Here is an 18,795-nt window from a genome sequence, read left to right on the forward strand (position 1 = left end):
CGACCGGCCGAGTGGTGCGCGGGGGCGAACCGTACAGAGTGGCCGCCGCCGCGTGCTCTGCGCAGCGGTTGGCCGGGACTCGCCATCCCGAAGACCCACCCTTGTCACCGTACGGAGTCACGTGAGTACATGGAGTGGCGTACGTGTGTTCCGTGGGATGACGGGGGTGGTCGGCCGTGGCGAACGTCCAGGGCCCGGTACGGGGGCTGGTGGCCCCACGGGAGAGCGGCGAGGGCGCCCCCGCGCGGGCCGCGCCGCCGTCCGCCGCGCGCCCGCCCGGCCAGCCGGTGACGGGCGCGCGCCACATCTGCGCGGCGCTGGCCGCGCTGGTCGAGTCCGCCCGGCGGGAGGTGCTCACCTTCGACGACCCGGCCGTGGGGCTGCGGCGGCCGGTGCCGGAGCCGTTCCCGGAGCTGGCGGGGGCGTGCGTACGGACGGCCTCCGAGCGGGTGCGGACGGTCCGGCAGGTGCTGCCGCGCCAGGCGCTGGCCCGGCTGACGGCGCTCGATCCGGGCAGCGTGGCCCGGCTGCCGGGGCGGGCGCGGCTGACGGACGGCATCCCCTTCAAGATGGTCCTGGTCGACCGGTCGGTCGCGGCGATCCCGCTCGACCTGGAGGTCCTGCACAACGGGCTGCTGCTGGTCCGCGACCCGGTGGTCGTCCACGCGCTGGTCCGGACGCACCACGCCTGGTGGGAGGCGGGCGAGGACGTCGGGGCCGTCCGCCAGCAGGGCGCCGCCCTGCCGCCCCGGCTGCGCCCGGTGCTGGACGCGCTGCTGGCGGGGCTGACCGACGAGACGGCCGCGGCGCGGCTGGGCATATCGGCGCGCACGTACAGCAGACGGGTCGGTGAGCTGCTGAACGCCCTGGGGACGACCAGCCGCTTCCGCGCCGGTGCGGAGGCCGCCCGGCGCGGCTGGCTGTGACGGCCCCACCGGGCGGGCCCGCGGCGGCGCACCCGGCCCCGCGCAGGCGCCGGCCGGGCGCGCGCTCCCGCCTTGCGCGGGGGGGCGCCCTGCCTTTCGTACGGGGCCCAGCCGCTCGTACGGGGCCCAGCCGCCGCACGGGAACCCGCCCGCCGTACGGAAACCCACCAGGCCCGCCCGCCGTACGAAACCCCCGCCCGGCCCGCCCGGCGCGCGGAAGCGAGCCGGCCCGCCGCCGTACGAAAGCCCGCCCCGCGCACGGAAGCCCGCCCGGCGCACGGAAACCGCCCGCCCGGCGCGTCCGGCGCGTCCGGCCCGCCCGGCGCGCGGAGCCTGGCCGCCCGGTCTACGACACGATGTCCTTGCGGGCGAAGCCGCGGAAGGCGAGGGCGAACAGCACCAGCGCGTACGCCGAGGACACGGCCGCTCCCTTCACCATGCCGCCCCACTCCAGCTGCGGCTGGAGCGCGTCCACCCAGGCGTACTGCCAGTGCGCGGGCAGGAAGTCGCGCCAGTCGCCGAGCGCCGTCACGGCGTCCAGGACGTTGCCCACGATGGTGAGGCCGACGGCCCCGCCGACCGCGCCGAGCGGCGCGTCGGTCCGCGTGGACAGCCAGAACGCCAGCCCGGCGGTGACCAGCTGCGAGACGAAGACGAACGCGACGGCGACGCCCAGCCGCCCCAGGCTGTCGGCCGCGGGGAGCGACCCCCCGGTCGGCAGCCGCAGCGGCCCCCATCCGTAGGCGACGGCCCCGGCGGCGAGGGCGACCAGCGGCAGCAGCACCATCGCGGCGGCGCTGAAGGCGAGGGCCACGACGAGCTTGGACCACAGCAGCCGGGCGCGCGGTACGGGCGCGGCCAGCAGGTAGCGCAGGGAGGACCAGCCGGCCTCGGAGGCGACGGTGTCCCCGCAGAACAGCGCCACGGGGATCACCAGCAGGAAGCCGGCGGAGACGAACAGGCACGTCGCCGCGAAGTTCGCGGCGGACGCGGTGGCCGTGTCCATGAGGGTGATGCGGTTGTCCGGGCCGTCGTCCCGGTCGCCGCCGATGGCGAAGGCCGCGATCAGGACGAACGGCAGGACGGCGAGGATCGCGCCCATCACGGCCGTGCGGCGCCGCTTGAGCTGCCGTACCGCCTCGACGCGCAGGGGCAGGGTGTGCCCGGCGCGGTAGCCGGGCGCCGAGTCGAGCAGCGCGGTCATGCGGGTCCTCCTCCGATCAGGGTGAGGAACGCGTCCTCCAGGCGGCGGTGCGGCCCCACCCCGGTGACGGGCACGTCCAGCCGGACCAGCCCGGCGACGAGCGCGGCGGGTGTGCCCGTGGCGTCGAGCCGTACCAGCAGGCCGCCGTCCACGCGGGTCGCGGACGCCACGCCGGGCAGGGCGGCGGCCTTCTCGGCCAGCGGTTCCGCCAGGTCGCCCTCGGTGGTGACGAGCAGCGTGTCGCCGTTGCCGGTGATCTCCGCGACGGGTCCGGCCTGCACGAGGCGGCCGCGGTCCATGACCACGAGGTGGGTGCAGGACTGCTCGACCTCCGCGAGGAGGTGGCTGGAGACGATGACCGTGCGCCCGCCGGCCGCGTAGCGGATCATCACGTCCCGCATCTCGCGGATCTGCGGCGGGTCGAGGCCGTTCGTCGGCTCGTCCAGGATGAGCAGGTCGGGCAGGCCCAGCATGGCCTGGGCGATGGCGAGCCGCTGCCGCATGCCCTGCGAGTAGGTGCGCACGGCGCGGGCGAGGGCGGTGCCGAGCCCGGCGATCTCCAGCGCCTCGTCGATGTGGGCGTCCTCGGCGGGGCGGCCGGTGGCGCGCCAGTACAGCTCCAGGTTCTCCCGGCCGGACAGGTGCGGCAGGAAGCCGGCGCCCTCCACGAACGCGCCGACGCGGGAGAGGACGGGCGCGCCGGGCCGTACGGCGTGCCCGAACACCCGGATCTCGCCGCCGTCGGGCGTGATCAGGCCCATGAGCATGCGCAGCGTGGTCGTCTTGCCCGCGCCGTTGGGCCCGAGCAGCCCGAGGACCTGGCCCTTCTCGACGCGGAACGACAGGTCGCGCACGGCGTAGGCGTCGGCGGAGCGGCTGTACCGCTTCGTCAGGCCGTCGATGACGAGCGGCACGTCGGCGAGCGCGGGGTCGGGCGCGGGGGCGGCGGTCCGGCGGCGGGCGGTCAGCAGCAGCGCCGCCGCGGCGAGGGCGCCCCCGGCGGGCAGGCCCCACACCCACCAGGGCAGCCCGGCGGCCTGGGTGCGCACGGCGGGCGCGGTCGGCACGGACAGCCCGTCGCCGGCGAGGGCGACGGTGTACGCGGCGGGGGCGGCCGGGGAGGCGTAGCCGAGGTCGGTGGCGGCGAGGACCAGGCGCAGCCGGTGCCCGGCCGCCACCTCGTGGTCGATCGCCGGCAGCGTCAGTTCGACGGTCCGCCCGTCCCGTGCGCCGTCGACGCGCACGGGGGCGACGAGCTGGGCCGGGAGGACCTGGCGGCGGCCGTCCGGGCCGACGTCGTAGACCTTGGCGAACAGCACGGCCGTCCCGCTGTCGGAGGCGACCCGGACGCGGACGGTGGGCGTGCCGGTGATCCGCAGGGGCGCGTCGAGCGGGCGGGTGTCGAAGCGGGCGTGCTGGCCGGGGAAGTCGAGGGAGAGGCCGACGCCGAGCGTGGAGAGCTGGGACAGGCCGCCGCCGACGCCGGGGACGGCGGAGATGCCGGGCGGGTTGGCCCCGGCCGGGTTGCGAAAGGTCTGCGGGGGTCCGGCGAGCGGGAGGGTGCGGGTGCCGGCGCGCAGGCCGGGGTAGCGGTCGGCGGTGGCGCCGCGCAGGGTGGACCGGCCGTCCGTGGAGTCGACGCCGCCGCTGCGGGTGACGCGGAAGGCGGGGCCGGGGTCGGCGCCCGTGTCGTCCTTGAGGTACCGGTCGAACCAGGAGGCGACCCGCTCCTGGACGCGGTCCGCCTCGTCGGCGCCGCCGTCGTGGCCGCCGGCGGTCCAGTCGACGGCGACGGGGGCGCCGTTGCGGGCGATGGTGCCCGCCATCGCGTCGGCGTGGCCGAGCGGGAAGAGCGAGTCGGACCGGCCCTGCACGATGAGCGTCGGCACCTTGACGCGGTGGCCCACGGCGGAGGGGCTGCGGGCCTCCAGCAGCGCGCGGGCGGCCTGGTCGGGCACGCCCGTGACGGCGATCCGCTCGTACATGGCGCACAGCTCGGGCTGGAACCGGCCGCAGGCGGTGGCCTTCGGGGCGGCACCCGGCCCGCCGGGGCCCGCGGCCTCACGGGGGTCCGCCGCCGTACCGGGCTCCGCTGCCGTACCGGGCTCCGCTGCCGTGCCGGGGCCGTCGGGGCCCGCCGTGGCGTCTCGGCCGCCGGCCGCGGGGCCTCCGGAGCCCGCCGGCGCACCGGCGCCACCCGTGACCGCGCCCTCGCCCGCGCCCTCGCCGGTCCCCGTGTCCTCGCCCGCCCCCGTGCCCTCGCCGGTGCCCTCGGCGGGCACGGGGCCCGCCGGGCCCGCCGAGCCGGTCGTGAAGAAGATCCCGGCCCACAGCTTCTTGAACACGCCGTCGGGGAAGAGCGCGTCGGCGAGGTTCCAGTACGTGATCTGGGGCGCGATGGCGTCCACGCGCGGGTCGTACCCGGCGGCCAGCAGGGACACCGCGCCGCCGTAGGAGGCGCCGGTCACCCCGACGCGCGGGTCGCCGGCCTTGTCGAGCCGCACCTCGGGCCGCTTGGCCAGCCAGTCGATCAGCCGCTGGACGTCCTTGACCTCGTGGGCGGGGTCGTTGAGGCCGATGCGGCCCCCGGAGCGGCCGAACCCGCGCGCGGTCCAGGTCAGTACGGCGTACCCGTCGCGGGCCAGCCGCTCCGCCTGGGCGCGCACGTCGTCCTTGCTGCCGCCGAAGCCGTGGCCGAGGAGCACGGCGGGGCGGCGCCCGGAACCGGACGTGAAGAACGACGTGTCGATCTTCGCGCCCGGCATGGCGAGCGCCCTGTCCTCGCGGTGCACGGCGGCCTCGCCGTCGGAGGCGACGGCGGTGAAGGTGCCGGCGCCGCCGAGGAGCGCGCCCACCGCGGCGAGCGCCGCCCACCGCCGGGAAAGTCGGATCCGCATGCCTCGACCCTAGACGGCCGGGCGGCGTGTTCCGGCCGCCCGGGGTCGGATCCGGCGTTCTCCTCCGGGAGTACGCCCCGCCCGCCCGTGTACCGCGGACGCGGTACGGGCCGGGCCCGCGAGCGGCGCCGGCACCGGCAGGTACCACCGCACACCGGCCTGCACCCGGCGGTACCGGATCAGGCTGGGCCGCACGCGACCGCCCCGGACCACCCCGGGGTGCATCGCACCGCACCGGACCGCCCCGAACCACCCCGGGGTGCATCGGACCGCCCCGGGGTGCACCGGGCGGTCCGATGCGGCGCCGTGCGCGGTGGCCCGCCCCGGCGGTCGGTCCGGTGGCCCGCCCGGGGTCGGTCCGGCGGCGCGTTCAGTGGCTGCGGGGGAATCCGAGGTCGACGCCGGCCGGGGCCTCGGAGGGGTCGGGCCAGCGGGTGGTGACGACCTTGCCGCGGGTGTAGAAGCGGATGCCGTCGGTGCCGTAGACGTGGTGGTCGCCGAAGAGGGAGTCCTTCCAGCCACCGAAGGAGTGGTAGCCGACGGGCACCGGGATCGGCACGTTGACGCCGACCATGCCCGCCTCCACCTCCAGCTGGAAGCGGCGGGCGGCGCCGCCGTCGCGGGTGAAGATCGCGGTGCCGTTGCCGTACGGCGAGGCGTTGATCAGCGCGACGCCCTCCTCGTACGTGTCGGCCCGCAGGACGCACAGGACGGGCCCGAAGATCTCGTCCCGGTAGGCGCGGGCGGTGGCGGGCACCCGGTCGAGCAGCGACGGGCCCATCCAGTGGCCGTTCTCGTGGCCGTCGACGGTGAGGCCGGTGCCGTCGAGGACGGCCTCGCAGCCGTCGGCGGCGGCTCCGGTGACGTAGGAGGCGACCTTGTCGCGATGGTCGGCGGTGATGAGCGGGCCCATCTCGGAGGCCGGGTCGGAGCCGGGGCCGACCTTGATCTTCTCGGCGCGTTCGCGGATGCGCTCCACGAGCGCGTCGCCGGTGGCGCCGACCGCGACGACGGCGGAGACCGCCATGCAGCGCTCGCCCGCGGAGCCGTAGGCCGCGGAGACCGCGGCGTCGGCGGCGGCGTCGAGGTCGGCGTCGGGCAGGACGAGCATGTGGTTCTTGGCCCCGCCGAGCGCCTGGACGCGCTTGCCGTGGGCGGTCGCGGTCGTGTGCACGTACCGGGCGACGGGGGTGGAGCCGACGAACGAGACGGCGTCCACGCCGGGGTGGGTGAGCAGCGCCTCGACGGCGTCCCTGTCGCCCTGGACGACGTTGAACACCCCGTCCGGCAGGCCCGCCTCGGCGAGCAGTTCGGCGAGGCGGAGCGACGGCGAGGGGTCCTTCTCGCTGGGCTTGAGGACGAAGGTGTTCCCGCAGGCGACGGCGAGCGGGAACATCCACATCGGCACCATGGCGGGGAAGTTGAACGGGGTGATGCCGGCGACGACGCCGACGGGCTGGCGGATCGAGGCGACGTCGACCCGGCTGGACACCTGGGTGGACAGCTCGCCCTTGAGCTGGGTGGTGATCCCGCAGGCCAGCTCCACGATCTCCAGGCCGCGGGCGACCTCGCCGAGGGCGTCGGAGTGGACCTTGCCGTGCTCGGCGGTGATGAGCGCGGCGATCTCGTCGCGGTGGGCGTCCAGCAGGGCCCGGAAGCGGAACAGCACGGCGGTGCGCTGCGCCAGCGAGGAGGTCCCCCAGGTGGCGTAGGCGTCCCTGGCGGCGGCGACGGCCGCGTCGACCTCGCCGGCGGAGGCGAGCGCGACACGGGCGGTGACCGCGCCGGTCGCGGGGTCGGTGACCGGGCCCCAGCGGTCCGACGTGCCCTCGACGGGCTTGCCACCGATCCAGTGGTGGACGGTCTTCGTCATGGGTGCGCACTCCTTCGCAGACGGCGGCGTCGGGCCGATCCCACCACGCTCCGGGGCCGCGCCGCGCCCGACACTGTGTCGGGCGTTGGGGGGCGGCCGTAGACAGGTGCGTGCTGTTCTCCCAACGTGTCACATATGTCACCAAACAGCGGATGTACGGTCACGGCGGTTCAACAGCATGCCTCCGTACGGTCACTCTGCGTCGCCCGATGGGCACAGGGTGGGTGATCACCAGTCCGCGCCGCGGCTCCCCCGACGACCCTCCCCGTGGGTCGCGCCGCGGTGCGCGCAAGGAGGTGCCATCGAGATGACGGACCGCAGCCTCTGGTCGTACAAGGAGATCGCCGCGCACATCCGCGTGCAGCCGGACACCGTCCGCTCCTACCGCAAGCACGGCCTGATGCCGCCACCCGACCACGTGGAGGGAGGCAAGCCCTACTGGTACGCGGACACGGTCCGCACCTGGGTGGCCAACCGCCCCGGCAACCGGTCGAGGAGCACATGACCCGCCACCCCGCGGCGCGGCGCCCCCGCCGGACGGGCGCCGCCCCGCGGGCCCGGCCTCGGACCCGCCCCCCATCCCGGCCCCCGCCGCCGCCCTCGCCCCGCCCCTCGCGCCGGGAAAAGGCGTTGCCCCCGCCGCCCCGCGGGAACTTCCATCGGGGCATGGACGACTTCTCTCACAAGCCCACCCTCACCGGCGACAAGGTGGTCCTGCGGCCCTTCACCGAGGGCGACGCCGAGACGATGGCGGTGATCCTCGACGACCCGGAGACCCTGCGCCTCACCGGCAGCGCGGGCGCGCCGCCGTTCACCCCCGCCCGGCTGCGCGAGTGGTACGGGTCGCGGGGCGCGCAGCCGGACCGGCTGGACCTCGGGCTGGTCGACCGGGCCTCGGGCGCCCTCGTCGGGGAGCTGGTGCTCAACGACTGGGACGAGCCGAACCGGAGCTGCAACTTCCGCGTCCTCGTCGGCCCGCAGGGGCGCGACCGGGGGCTGGGGACGGAGGCGATCCGGCTGCTCCTCGCGTACGGCTTCGAGCGCCTCGGCCTGCACCGGATCCACCTCGGGGTGTACGCCTTCAACCCGCGCGCCCTCCGCGTCTACGAGCGCGTCGGCTTCGTCCGGGAGGGAATGGAGCGGCAGGCTCTGCTGCACGAGGGCGAGTGGATCGACCGCGTGCGCATGGCGGTCCTGGAGCCGGAGTGGGCGCGGCACCGGGGCCACGTTCGCCCTTATACCCCCTAGGGGTATAGAGTTGCGGTCACGGCCGGGGCTCCGCCCCATCCGCCGCCCGTCATCCGTCACCCGCTCCCAGAGGAGAGGCACCATGACCGCCGAGACGAACGCCGACGTCACCACCGTGTACGAGGTCAAGGGCATGACCTGCGGACACTGCGAGGGGGCCGTCACCAAGGAGCTGTCCGCCCTGCCGGGCGTCGCCTCGGTGCAGGCCGTGGCCGCCACCGGCCGGGTGACCGTGACGTCCGCCGCGCCGCTGGACGAGGAGGCCGTGCGCGCCGCCGTGGACGAGGCCGGCTACGAGCTGGCCGGCACGGCCGCCTGACCGGCCACCCGGGAGACCGCCCGGGATACCGGGGCCATCCGGGAGACCACCCGGGTGATCGCGCCACGCGGCGGGGGCCGTACCATGGCAAAGACCGCGATACGGCCCACGCTGCCCGGCGGACCGAACGGACGTTCACGTGAATTCACCTTCACGTGACTCACCAGACCTTCACAAAGAGATCTAGATCACAGATATTTGAGGGTAACCATTCGGGCCGCTCGCGGGTCTGAATGGGTGATGCCACGAACGTCTTGGGGGACGTTCATGGGATGTCTTGGGGGACGTCCCAGGCAAGCGTTGGCCGGGGCACGTGCACCGGGGAGCTTTGAGCGGCCCTCCCGTTCGTACGTACCCCGGCAGATCGCACTCGCGAGCCTCTGCCGGAATCCGGCAGACGCCCGGACCGGATCCCGTGGGGGGAATCCGAACCCGGGGTATGGAAAGCGCCCCGCTCGCCGACCCGTGGGGGGATCGGCAGGCGGGGCGCTTTCGCGTCCGCGGGGAGGCGCGCCGGCACGGAGGCGCCCGGCGCGAGGCGCGCCGGCGTGGGCGTGCCCGCGCCGGAGCCGTACCTCAGCCGAGGCCGTGCCCCGGCGGGACTCGGCCGGCCGGCGGGACTCGGCCGGCCGGCGGGATCCGGTCGGTCAGCGGGACTCGACCGGGACGAAGTCGCGCAGGACCTCGCCGGTGTAGATCTGGCGGGGGCGGCCGATGCGGGAGCCCGGCTCCTTGATCATCTCGTGCCACTGGGCGATCCAGCCCGGCAGGCGGCCGAGGGCGAACAGGACCGTGAACATCTCGGTCGGGAAGCCCATGGCGCGGTAGATCAGACCCGTGTAGAAGTCCACGTTCGGGTAGAGGTTGCGCGAGACGAAGTAGTCGTCGGCGAGCGCGTGCTCCTCCAGCTTGAGCGCGATGTCCAGCAGCTCGTCGCTCTTGCCGAGCGCCGAGAGGACGTCGTGCGCCGCCGCCTTGATGATCTTCGCGCGGGGGTCGAAGCTCTTGTAGACGCGGTGGCCGAAGCCCATCAGCCGGACGCCGTCCTCCTTGTTCTTCACCTTGCGGATGAAGGAGTCGACGTCGCCGCCGTTGGCCTGGATGCCCTGGAGCATCTCCAGCACCGACTGGTTGGCGCCGCCGTGCAGCGGGCCCCACAGGGCCGAGATGCCCGCGGAGATCGACGCGAACATGTTCGCCTGCGACGAGCCGACCAGGCGGACCGTGGAGGTCGAGCAGTTCTGCTCGTGGTCGGCGTGGAGGATCAGCAGCTTGTCGAGCGCCGAGACGACGACCGGGTCGAGCTCGTACTCCTGCGCCGGCACGGAGAACGTCATGCGCAGGAAGTTCTCGACGTACGACAGGTCGTTGCGCGGGTAGACGAACGGGTGGCCGATCGACTTCTTGTACGCGTAGGCGGCGATCGTCGGCAGCTTCGCCAGCAGCCGGATCGTCGACAGGTGGCGCTGCTTCTCGTCGAACGGGTTGTGGCTGTCCTGGTAGAACGTCGACAGCGCGCTGACCACCGACGACAGCATCGCCATCGGGTGGGCGTCGCGCGGGAAGCCGTCGAAGAACCGCTTGACGTCCTCGTGCAGCAGGGTGTGCTGCGTGATCTCGTTGGTGAAGACCTGGAGCTCGTCGGCCTTCGGAAGCTCACCGTTGATCAGCAGGTACGCCACCTCGAGGAAGGTGGAGCGCTCGGCGAGCTGCTCGATCGGGTAGCCCCGGTAGCGCAGGATGCCCTGCTCGCCGTCCAGATAGGTGATCGCGGATTTGTAGGCGGCCGTGTTGCCGTACCCGCTGTCCAGCGTCACCAGACCCGTCTGAGCGCGGAGCTTCCCGATGTCGAAGCCCTTGTCGCCGACGGTGCTCTCGACCACCGGGTAGGTGTACTCACCGTCCGCGTACCGCAGTACTACAGAGTTGTCGCTCACGTCATCCCTCACCGACGTTGTGCCTCTTCTTCGAGGTGCCCTGACTGTCTCTACCATCCCCCACTTGGCTCAGCGGAGTGCACTCGGGGTCGACCATTGGGCCTATTGGCGGCACTGAGTGCCGTCAACCTGCTCATCCTGCCCCCTTCGCCCCGGTTCCGAAAGTCCTAGGTGATGTTTCCCACGGGGCGTCCTCCTGTCAGCCGGTGATCGAGTGCGGTAAAGCGCCGACCGGCGGAAACCGTGCGGACGGCCTGCCCGAGCGCCTTGCGCGAACCGACGAGGACGACGAGCTTCCGGGCGCGGGTGACGGCCGTGTAGAGGAGGTTGCGCTGGAGCATCGTCCACGCGCTCGTCGTGACCGGGATCACGACGGCCGGGTACTCGCTGCCCTGCGAGCGGTGGATCGTCACGGCGTACGCGTGGGCCAGCTCGTCCAGCTCGTCGAAGTCGTAGGGCACCTCCTCGTCCTCGTCGGTCAGCACCGTCAGCCGCTGCTCGTCCGCGTCGAGGGCGGTGACCACCCCGACCGTGCCGTTGAAGACGCCGTTGGCGCCCTTCTCGTAGTTGTTGCGGATCTGCGTCACCTTGTCGCCGACGCGGAAGACCCGGCCGCCGAACCGCTTCTCCGGCAGTCCGGGGCGGGCCGGCGTGACGGCCTGCTGGAGCAGCCCGTTGAGCGTGCCCGCCCCGGCCGGGCCGCGGTGCATGGGCGCCAGGACCTGCACGTCCCGGCGCGGGTCGAGGCCGAACCGGGCGGGGACGCGCCGGGCGGCCACGTCCACCGTCAGCCTGCCGGCCTCCTCCGTGTCCTCGGCCACGAAGTGGAAGAAGTCCGGCAGCCCGCTGGTGACCGGGTACTCCCCCTTGTTGATCCGGTGGGCGTTGGTGACGACGCCCGACTTCTGCGCCTGCCGGAAGATCCGGGTGAGCCGCACCGACGGGACCGGGCTGCCCGGCGCCAGCAGATCCCCGAGCACCTGCCCCGCGCCGACGCTCGGCAACTGGTCCACGTCCCCCACCAGCAGCAGGTGCGCCCCCGGCGCGACGGCCTTGACCAGCTTGTTCGCCAGCAGCAGGTCCAGCATCGACGCCTCGTCGACCACCACCAGGTCCGCGTCCAGCGGCCGGTCCCGGTCGTACGCCGCGTCCCCGCCCGGCTTCAGCTCCAGCAGCCGGTGCACCGTGGACGCCTCGGCGCCGGTCAGCTCCGCGAGCCGCTTCGCCGCCCGGCCGGTCGGCGCGGCCAGCACCACCTTCGCCCGCTTGGCGCGCGCCAGCTCCACCACCGACCGCACCGTGAACGACTTGCCGCAGCCGGGCCCGCCGGTCAGCACGGCGACCTTCCGGGTGAGGGCGAGGCGCACGGCCGCCTCCTGCTCGGGCGCCAGCTCCGCCCCCGTGCGGTCCGCGAGCCACGCCAGCGCCTTGTCCCAGGCGACGTCCCGGAAGGCCGCCATCCGGTCCTCGTCGGCCCGCATCAGCCGCCCGACCGCCGCGGCGAGGGACACCTCCGCGCGGTGGAACGGCAGCAGGAACACCCCCGTGACCGGCTCGCCGTCCGGGCCGGGCACGCGCTCCCGCACGATCCCGCCCTCCTCCTCGTCCGCCGCCAGCTCGGCGAGGCAGTCGATGACCAGGCCGGTGTCGACCTGGAGCAGCTTGACCGCGTCGGCGATCAGCCGCTCCTCGGGCAGGAAGCAGTGCCCCTGGTCGGCCGACTGGGACAGGGCGTGCCGCAGCCCCGCCTTGGCGCGGTCGGGACTGTCGTGGGGTATCCCGACGGCCTGCGCGATGCGGTCGGCGGTGAGGAAGCCGATGCCCCACACGTCGGCGGCGAGCCGGTACGGCTGGTTCCGCACGACGGAGACCGACGCGTCGCCGTACTGCTTGTAGATCCGCACCGCGATCGAGGTGGACACCCCGACGCCCTGGAGGAAGACCATCACCTCCTTGATCGCCTTCTGCTCCTCCCACGCGGCGCCGATCATGCGGGTGCGCTTCGGCCCGAGGCCGGGCACCTCCACGAGGCGCTGCGGCTCGTGCTCGATGACGTCGAGCGTGTCCGTGCCGAAGTGCTCCGTGATCCGGTCGGCCATGCGCGGGCCGATGCCCTTGATCAGCCCGGAGCCCAGGTAGCGCCGGATGCCCTGGATCGTCGCGGGCAGCAGCGTCGTGTAGTTCTCCACTGTGAACTGCCGCCCATACTGCGGGTGGGAGCCCCAGCGGCCCTCCATCCGCAGCGACTCCCCCGGCTGCGCGCCGAGCAGCGAGCCGACGACGGTGAGCAGTTCGCCGCCGCCGCGCCCCGTGTCGACGCGGGCGACCGTGTACCCGGTCTCGTCGTTGCTGTACGTGATCCGTTCGAGGACGCCCTCGACCACCGCCATCTGCGACATGCCCCCGACGCTACCGACCCCCTCCGACACCGCGCCCGCCCTGTGGACAACCTCGTCCACAGGCGGAAACCGGCCAACGGGCCGCCGGTACGCGGGCCTTCCACGCCGCGGCGGAGGGGCGGGGCCCCCGGCGCGGGGCGCGGAGGCCGGGAGCCCCCGGCGCGACCCCGGCGAGGCCGGGAGCCCTCCGGTGCGAACCCGGGGGGCCAGGAGCCCCCGGCACGACCCCGGGGAGGCCGGGGGCCTCTCCGGCGGGGGGTCGGGGAGGCCGGGAGCCCCTCCGGCGCGGGCCGGGGAGGCCGGGGGCGAAAGGCCGGGGCGCGGCCCCCTACAGGACGTGCTCGGCGTACCGGCGCACCGTCTCCTCCAGCACCTCCGCCCCGTCCCGCGCCCACAGCGCGTCGTTGAACAGCTCCACCTCGACGGGCCCCGCGTACCCGGCCGCGTCGACCCGCTCGCGCCACGACCGCAGGTCGACGCAGCCGTCCCCGAGCTGTCCGCGCCCGTTGAGGACGCCCTCCGGCAGCGGTGTCGTCCAGTCGGCGACCTGGAAGGAGTGGAGGCGGCCCTGCGCGCCCGCGCGGGCGACCGCCGCCGGGGCCCGGTCGTCCCACCACACGTGGTAGGTGTCCACGACGACGCCGACCTGGGACGCCGGGAAGCGTTCGGCGAGGGCCAGCGCCTGGTCGAGGGTGGAGACCGCGCACCGGTCCGCCGCGTACATCGGGTGCAGCGGCTCGATCGCGAGGCGCACCCCGCGCTCGGCGGCGTACGGGGCGAGTTCGGCGAGGGCGTCCGCGATCCGCTCGCGGGCGGCGCCCAGGTCCCTCCCGCCGGGCGGGAGCCCCCCGGACACCAGGACCAGCGTGTCCGTGCCGAGCGCGGCGGCCTCGTCGATCGCCGCGCGGTTGTCGTCGAGGTCCGGCGCCGTGGTGAAGAACCCGCCCCGGCACAGGGTGGTGACGGCCAGCCCGGCGTCGCGGACCAGCTTCGCGGCCGCCTCCACGCCGTACAGCCGGACCGGCTCGCGCCACAGGCCGACCCCGGTGACGCCCAGGCGCGCGCACGCCCCGGTCAGCTCGGGGAGCGACAGCTGCCTGACGGTCATCTGGTTGATGCTGAGGCGGGTCGGGTCGGCTGCGCTCACCTGTTCACCCCGTACACGGCCAGGAGGGACGCCATGCGGGCCGCCGCCAGCTCCGGGTCGGGGAACAGGCCGAGCCCGTCGGCCAGTTCGTACGCGCGCGCCAGGTGCGGCAGGGAGCGCGCCGACTGGAGCCCGCCGACCATCGCGAAGTGGTCCTGGTGGCCGGCGAGCCAGGCCAGGAACACCACGCCGGTCTTGTAGAAGCGGGTGGGCGCCCGGAACAGGTGCCGGGACAGCTCCACCGTCGGGTCGAGGAGAGCACGGAAGCCCTCGGTGTCGCCGGTGTCGAGGACGCGGACCGCCTCGGCGGCGAGCGGGCCGAGCGGGTCGAAGACGCCGAGCAGGGCGTGGCTGAAGCCGCGCTCGTCGCCCGCGATCAGCTCCGGGTAGTGGAAGTCGTCGCCGGTGTAGCAGCGGACGCCCTCGGGGAGGCGGCGGCGCAGCTCGACCTCCCGTCCCGCGTCGAGGAGGGAGATCTTGACGCCGTCCACCTTGTCGGGGTGGGTGGCGACGACCTCCAGGAAGGTCTCCGTGGCCGCGTCGAGGTCGGTGGATCCCCAGTAGCCCTCCAGGGCGGGGTCGAACATGGGGCCGAGCCAGTGGAGGATGACCGGTTCGGCGGCCTGGCGCAGCAGATGGGCGTACAGCTCCAGGTAGTCGTCCGGGGTGCGGGCGGCGGCGGCCAGCGCGCGCGAGGCCATGACGATGGCCTGGGAGCCGGTCTCCTCGACGAGGGCCAGCTGCTCCTCGTAGGCGGCGCGGACGGCGTCCAGGCCGGCGGGGCCGGTCAGCGGGCCGGGCAGCTGGTCGGTGCCGACGCCGCAGGCGATCCGGCCGCCGACGGCCTTCGCCTCGGCGGCGGAGCGGCGGATCAGCTCGGCGGCGCCCGCCCAGTCCAGGCCCATCCCGCGCTGCGCGGTGTCCATGGCCTCCGCGACGCCGAGCCCGTGGGCCCACAGGTGGCGGCGGAAGGCGAGGGTGGCGTCCCAGTCGACGGCGGCCGGGGAGTCCGGGTCCGTGTCGGCGTACGGGTCGGCGACGACGTGCGCGGCGGAGAAGACCGTACGGGAGGCGAGCGGGGCGCCGGCCGCGAACGCGCGGGGCGCGGTGCGGGGCCGGTACGCGCGCGTGGTGCCGTCCGGGTTCGGCAGCCGCACCACGGCGGGGGCGGAGGCGGCCGGGGCGGTGCCGACGGGACTGGCGGCGGGGACACTACCGGCCGGGACGGCCGGGGCCGGGACGGCGGCCGGGGCGGCCGAGGCGGTCGGGGCCGAGGCGGCGGCCGGGGCGGGCCCGGGGGCGGCGGGGGTCACAGCGACAGCTCCGGCACCTCGAAGCGGCGGCCCTCGGCGGAGGACCTCAGGCCCAGCTCGGCCAGCTGCACGCCGCGGGCGCCCGCGAGGAGGTCCCAGTGGTACGGCTCGTCGAGGTACACATGGCGCAGGAACAGCTCCCACTGCGCCTTGAAGCCGTTGTCGAACACGGCGTTGTCCGGCACCCGCTGCCACTGGTCGCGGAAGGAGTGGTCGGCCGGCAGGTCCGGGTTCCAGACCGGCTTGGGCGTCATGGAGCGGTGCTGGACGCGGCACTCGCGCAGCCCGGCCACGGCGGAGCCGTGGGTGCCGTCGACCTGGAACTCGACCAGCTCGTCGCGGTGGACGCGCACCGCCCAGGAGGAGTTGATCTGGGCGACGGCGCCGCCCTCCAGCTCGAAGATCCCGTAGGCGGCGTCGTCGGCGGTGGCGGTGTACGGCTTGCCGTTCTCGTCCCAGCGCCGCGGGACGTGGGTGGTGACGTGGGCGCTCACGCCGGTGACGCGGCCGAACAGCTCGTGGAGCACGTACTCCCAGTGCGGGAACATGTCCACGACGATGCCGCCGCCGTCCTGCGCGCGGTAGTTCCAGCTGGGCCGCTGGGCGTCCTGCCAGTCGCCCTCGAAGACCCAGTAGCCGAACTCCCCGCGCACGGACAGGATCTCGCCGAAGAAGCCGCCGTCGACGAGCCGCTTCAGCTTCAGCAGGCCCGGCAGGAAGATCTTGTCCTGGACGACGCCGTGCCTGATCCCCGCCTCGCGCGCGCGGCGGGCCAGCCCGAGGGCGCCGGCGAGGTCGGCGGCGGTGGGCTTCTCGGTGTAGACGTGCTTGCCGGCGTCGATGGCCTTGGTCAGGGCGTCCACGCGCGCGGAGGTGACCTGCGCGTCGAAGTAGACGTCGGTGCGCCCGTCCGCGAGGACGGCGTCGAGGTCGGTGGAGCACTCCTCGAGCCCGTGGCGCTGCGCCAGCTCGCGCAGGGCGTGCTCCCGGCGGCCGACGAGGATCGGTTCGGGCCACAGCACGTCGCCGCCGCCGAGGTCGAGGCCGCCCTGCTCGCGGATGGCGAGGATGGAGCGCACCAGGTGCTGGCGGTAGCCCATCCGGCCGGTGACGCCGTTCATGGCGATCCGCACTGTCCTGCGTGTCACGAAGGTCCCTCCATGTCCGAGTTGGTCGTAGCAAGCGCTTTCTATCGCCGTTGACGCTAGCCTGCGGACAGCGGCCGTCACAAGAGCCGCGCCCGAGTTCCCCGACTGCTCTGCGGAGGGCCCGCGATGACAGTGACCCTGGCCGACGTGGCGGCACGCGCGCGTGTGTCGCCGGCGACCGTCTCGCGCGTCCTCAACGGCAACTACCCCGTCGCCGAGTCCACCCGCGAGCGGGTGCTGCGCGCGGTGGACGAGCTCGACTACGTCCTCAACGGCCCCGCCAGCGCCCTCGCCGCCGCCACCTCCGACCTGGTGGGCATCCTCGTCAACGACATCGCGGACCCCTTCTTCGGGATCATCGCGGGCGCCGCGCAGAGCGCCATCGGGGACACGGGTTCGGGCCGCGCGGGCGGCGAGAAGCTGGCCGTCGTCTGCAACACGGGCGGCTCGCCCGAGAAGGAGCTGACGTACCTGACGCTCCTCCAGCGCCAGCGCGCCACCGCCGTCGTCGTCACGGGCGGCGCGCCGGCCGACCCGGACCACATCGCGGCGCTGACCGCCAAACTGACCCGGCTCGGCGACGCCGGGACGCGCGTCGTCCTGTGCGGCCGGCCGCCCCTGCCGGGCGACGCGGCCACCGCGACGCTCGCCTTCGACAACCGGGGCGGCGCGCGCGGCCTCACCGGGCACCTGCTGGCCCTCGGCCACCGCCGGATCGGATACGTCGCCGGGCCGGCCGACCGGACCACCACCCGCGACCGGCTGGACGGCCATCGCGACGCCATGGCGGCGGCCGGGCTCGCCGGGCCGGAGCTCGACCGGCTCACCGTGTACGGGCAGTACACCCGCGCCTCCGGCTACGAGGCGACGCGGGAGCTGCTGGCCCGCGAACCGTCGCTGACGGCGGTCGTCGCCGCCAACGACACCGTGGCGCTCGGCGCGTGCGCGGCGCTGCGGGGGGCGGGGCTGCGCATCCCGGAGGACGTGTCCGTGGCGGGCTTCGACGACCTGCCGTTCTCGGTGGACGCGGTGCCGTCGCTCACGACGGTACGGCTGCCGCTGCACGAGGCGGGCGTGCGGGCGGGCCGCCTCGCCATGGGCGTGGAGGCGCCGCCGCCGGGCGGCACGGCGGTGATCCCGGGCGAGCTGACCCTGCGCGCCTCCACGGCACCCCCGCGCGCGTAGCGGGGCCGCTCGGGGCGGGCCCTCGCGCGCGTAGCGGGGCGGGGCGGCCCCGTGCGCACGGGGCCGCCCCGCGCGGGGGCCGAGCCGCTACGACCCCGCCCCGCACCGCCCCGATCGCGCCGAACCCCCATCCCGCGGGCGGCCTGTCCGCCACACGCCCCGGCGCCCCGGCTCGCCCTGCCCCGCCCCACGCCCCGCCTCCCCGTCGCGGGGCGGACGGAGCAGCGCATGCCCTCCGAAGAGGGCACGTCGCGGAGTCCTCGTGTCACTTTCGCCAGAACAGATGGTGCGTCACGCCGCTCGGGCTGGGCACGACCTCCAGGTGGAACCGGTCGAGCAGCTCATCGGGGGAGTCCCAGAGCCGCAGTCCGGTTCCGAGCTTCACCGGTGAGACCGCCACATGCATGGTGTCGACGAGGCCGGCGTCAAGGAACTGCCGGATGGTGGTGACGCCGCCGCCGAGTCGGACATCCTTGCCCTGAGCCGCCTCCCGCGCCTGCTCGAGGACCGTGGCCGGATCGCCGGCGACGAAGTGGAACGTGGTGTCGGAGAGCGTGAACGAAGGACGCTCGTGGTGGGTCATGACGAACACCGGGGTGCGGAACGGGGGCTCGTCACCCCACCAGCCGCGCCACTCGTGGTTCTCCCAGGGGCCACGCTGGGGGCCGAACTTGTTGCGGCCCATGATCTCGGCGCCGATGTTGCGTGCGTAGTCCCGCGTCAAGTAGTCGTCGAGGCCACGGCTGCCCCCAGGGGCCGTGCGCATGGGCCAGCTGGCCGTGGCGCCGGCCCACGCGAACAGCTTCGCGGGATCGACGCCGTGGCCGAACGGATTCTCGAGGGTCTGGTGCTCACCGGCACCGATGCCGTCACGTGAGACGTTGAAGTTCTGGACTCTCAGTAGCTGAGCCACGCATTTCCTCCTGCGTTGTCGATGGCGGTGATGAGACTCTCCAGACCGCGCGAACTCATCGCCGTGTCCGGGGCCGGCTCGGATCGTCGTCCGCTCCCGGCAGCTCGGCTCGGCCCCGAAACCCGTCGACCGCCTGTCGGTCTCATAGACCGCACCGTCCACCCGCCGAGCCTTTCACGGCCTCCCTGACCGCCGGGTGAACCAGCCCCGCCCACCGTCGGCGTCCACCGGCGCGGCCCCCCGCTCCGGACGGCCGGGGTGCAAGCCGGACACCTCGACCCGTACG

General features: G+C 74.7%; 14 protein-coding genes. 5 read left to right on the forward strand and 9 right to left on the reverse strand.

What is annotated here, in order from left to right:
• Window positions 1-176 precede the first annotated feature (176 nt).
• Window positions 177-926, forward strand: a complete 750-nt coding sequence (locus CP974_RS09925; protein WP_031133369.1) for a helix-turn-helix domain-containing protein — start codon at window positions 177-179, stop codon at window positions 924-926.
• A gap of 346 nt (window positions 927-1,272) precedes the next feature.
• On the opposite strand, the gene CP974_RS09930 is transcribed toward CP974_RS09925, so the two are convergent.
• From CP974_RS09930 to CP974_RS09940, 3 genes are all read right to left on the reverse strand, one after another.
• A complete protein-coding gene (locus CP974_RS09930; RefSeq protein WP_031133367.1) occupies window positions 1,273-2,130 on the reverse strand; it encodes an ABC transporter permease in 858 nt (285 codons plus the stop codon).
• On the reverse strand, window positions 2,127-5,027 hold the full coding sequence (locus CP974_RS09935) for an alpha/beta fold hydrolase (RefSeq protein WP_031133365.1): 2,901 nt from the start codon (window positions 5,025-5,027) through the stop codon (window positions 2,127-2,129). The genes CP974_RS09930 and CP974_RS09935 overlap by 4 nt, the downstream gene beginning before the upstream one ends.
• Window positions 5,028-5,397: 370 nt before the next feature.
• Entirely contained in the window at window positions 5,398-6,900 is a 1,503-nt protein-coding gene (locus CP974_RS09940) for a CoA-acylating methylmalonate-semialdehyde dehydrogenase (RefSeq protein ID WP_031133363.1), read from the reverse strand.
• A gap of 307 nt (window positions 6,901-7,207) precedes the next feature.
• Here CP974_RS09940 and CP974_RS09945 point away from each other — a divergent pair, with 307 nt between their 5' ends.
• The 3 genes from CP974_RS09945 to CP974_RS09955 all read left to right on the forward strand — a co-directional run bounded on the left by CP974_RS09945 (window position 7,208) and on the right by CP974_RS09955 (window position 8,467).
• On the forward strand, window positions 7,208-7,405 hold the full coding sequence (locus tag CP974_RS09945) for a helix-turn-helix transcriptional regulator (RefSeq protein ID WP_031133361.1): 198 nt from the start codon (window positions 7,208-7,210) through the stop codon (window positions 7,403-7,405).
• A gap of 161 nt (window positions 7,406-7,566) precedes the next feature.
• Entirely contained in the window at window positions 7,567-8,148 is a 582-nt protein-coding gene (locus tag CP974_RS09950) for a GNAT family N-acetyltransferase (RefSeq protein ID WP_031134371.1), read from the forward strand.
• 82 nt (window positions 8,149-8,230) lie between these two features.
• The gene (locus tag CP974_RS09955) at window positions 8,231-8,467 is read left to right on the forward strand and encodes a heavy-metal-associated domain-containing protein (protein WP_051839777.1); all 237 of its coding nucleotides are present in this window, start codon (window positions 8,231-8,233) and stop codon (window positions 8,465-8,467) included.
• Window positions 8,468-9,114: 647 nt separating this feature from the next.
• On the opposite strand, the gene CP974_RS09960 is transcribed toward CP974_RS09955, so the two are convergent.
• The 5 genes from CP974_RS09960 to CP974_RS09985 form a co-directional block, all read right to left on the reverse strand.
• Entirely contained in the window at window positions 9,115-10,404 is a 1,290-nt protein-coding gene (locus tag CP974_RS09960) for a citrate synthase (protein WP_031134367.1), read from the reverse strand.
• 167 nt (window positions 10,405-10,571) lie between these two features.
• Window positions 10,572-12,803 carry an SF1B family DNA helicase RecD2 gene (gene recD2, locus CP974_RS09965; protein ID WP_031134365.1) on the reverse strand — a complete coding sequence of 744 codons (2,232 nt, stop codon included), beginning with the start codon at window positions 12,801-12,803 and terminating at the stop codon, window positions 10,572-10,574.
• A 328-nt stretch (window positions 12,804-13,131) separates the two neighbouring features.
• A complete protein-coding gene (locus CP974_RS09970; RefSeq protein ID WP_031134363.1) occupies window positions 13,132-13,950 on the reverse strand; it encodes a sugar phosphate isomerase/epimerase family protein in 819 nt (272 codons plus the stop codon).
• Window positions 13,947-15,110: a dihydrodipicolinate synthase family protein gene (locus CP974_RS09975; protein ID WP_031134361.1), complete on the reverse strand. Its 1,164-nt coding sequence runs from the start codon at window positions 15,108-15,110 to the stop codon at window positions 13,947-13,949. Before CP974_RS09975 ends, CP974_RS09970 begins: the two co-directional genes overlap by 4 nt.
• A gap of 149 nt (window positions 15,111-15,259) precedes the next feature.
• Entirely contained in the window at window positions 15,260-16,411 is a 1,152-nt protein-coding gene (locus tag CP974_RS09985) for a Gfo/Idh/MocA family protein (RefSeq protein ID WP_031134359.1), read from the reverse strand.
• A 126-nt stretch (window positions 16,412-16,537) separates the two neighbouring features.
• On the opposite strand from CP974_RS09985, the gene CP974_RS09990 reads away from it, so the two are divergent.
• Window positions 16,538-17,596 carry a LacI family DNA-binding transcriptional regulator gene (locus CP974_RS09990; RefSeq protein WP_031134357.1) on the forward strand — a complete coding sequence of 353 codons (1,059 nt, stop codon included), beginning with the start codon at window positions 16,538-16,540 and terminating at the stop codon, window positions 17,594-17,596.
• Window positions 17,597-17,861: 265 nt separating this feature from the next.
• Here the strand turns inward: CP974_RS09990 and CP974_RS09995 are convergent, their stop codons facing one another.
• A complete protein-coding gene (locus tag CP974_RS09995) occupies window positions 17,862-18,509 on the reverse strand; it encodes a dihydrofolate reductase family protein (protein ID WP_031133022.1) in 648 nt (215 codons plus the stop codon).
• Window positions 18,510-18,795 lie beyond the last annotated feature (286 nt).

Origin of the sequence: Streptomyces fradiae ATCC 10745 = DSM 40063 (assembly GCF_008704425.1) — a bacterium.
In the GTDB taxonomy this organism is placed as follows: Bacteria; Actinomycetota; Actinomycetes; order Streptomycetales; family Streptomycetaceae; genus Streptomyces; species Streptomyces fradiae.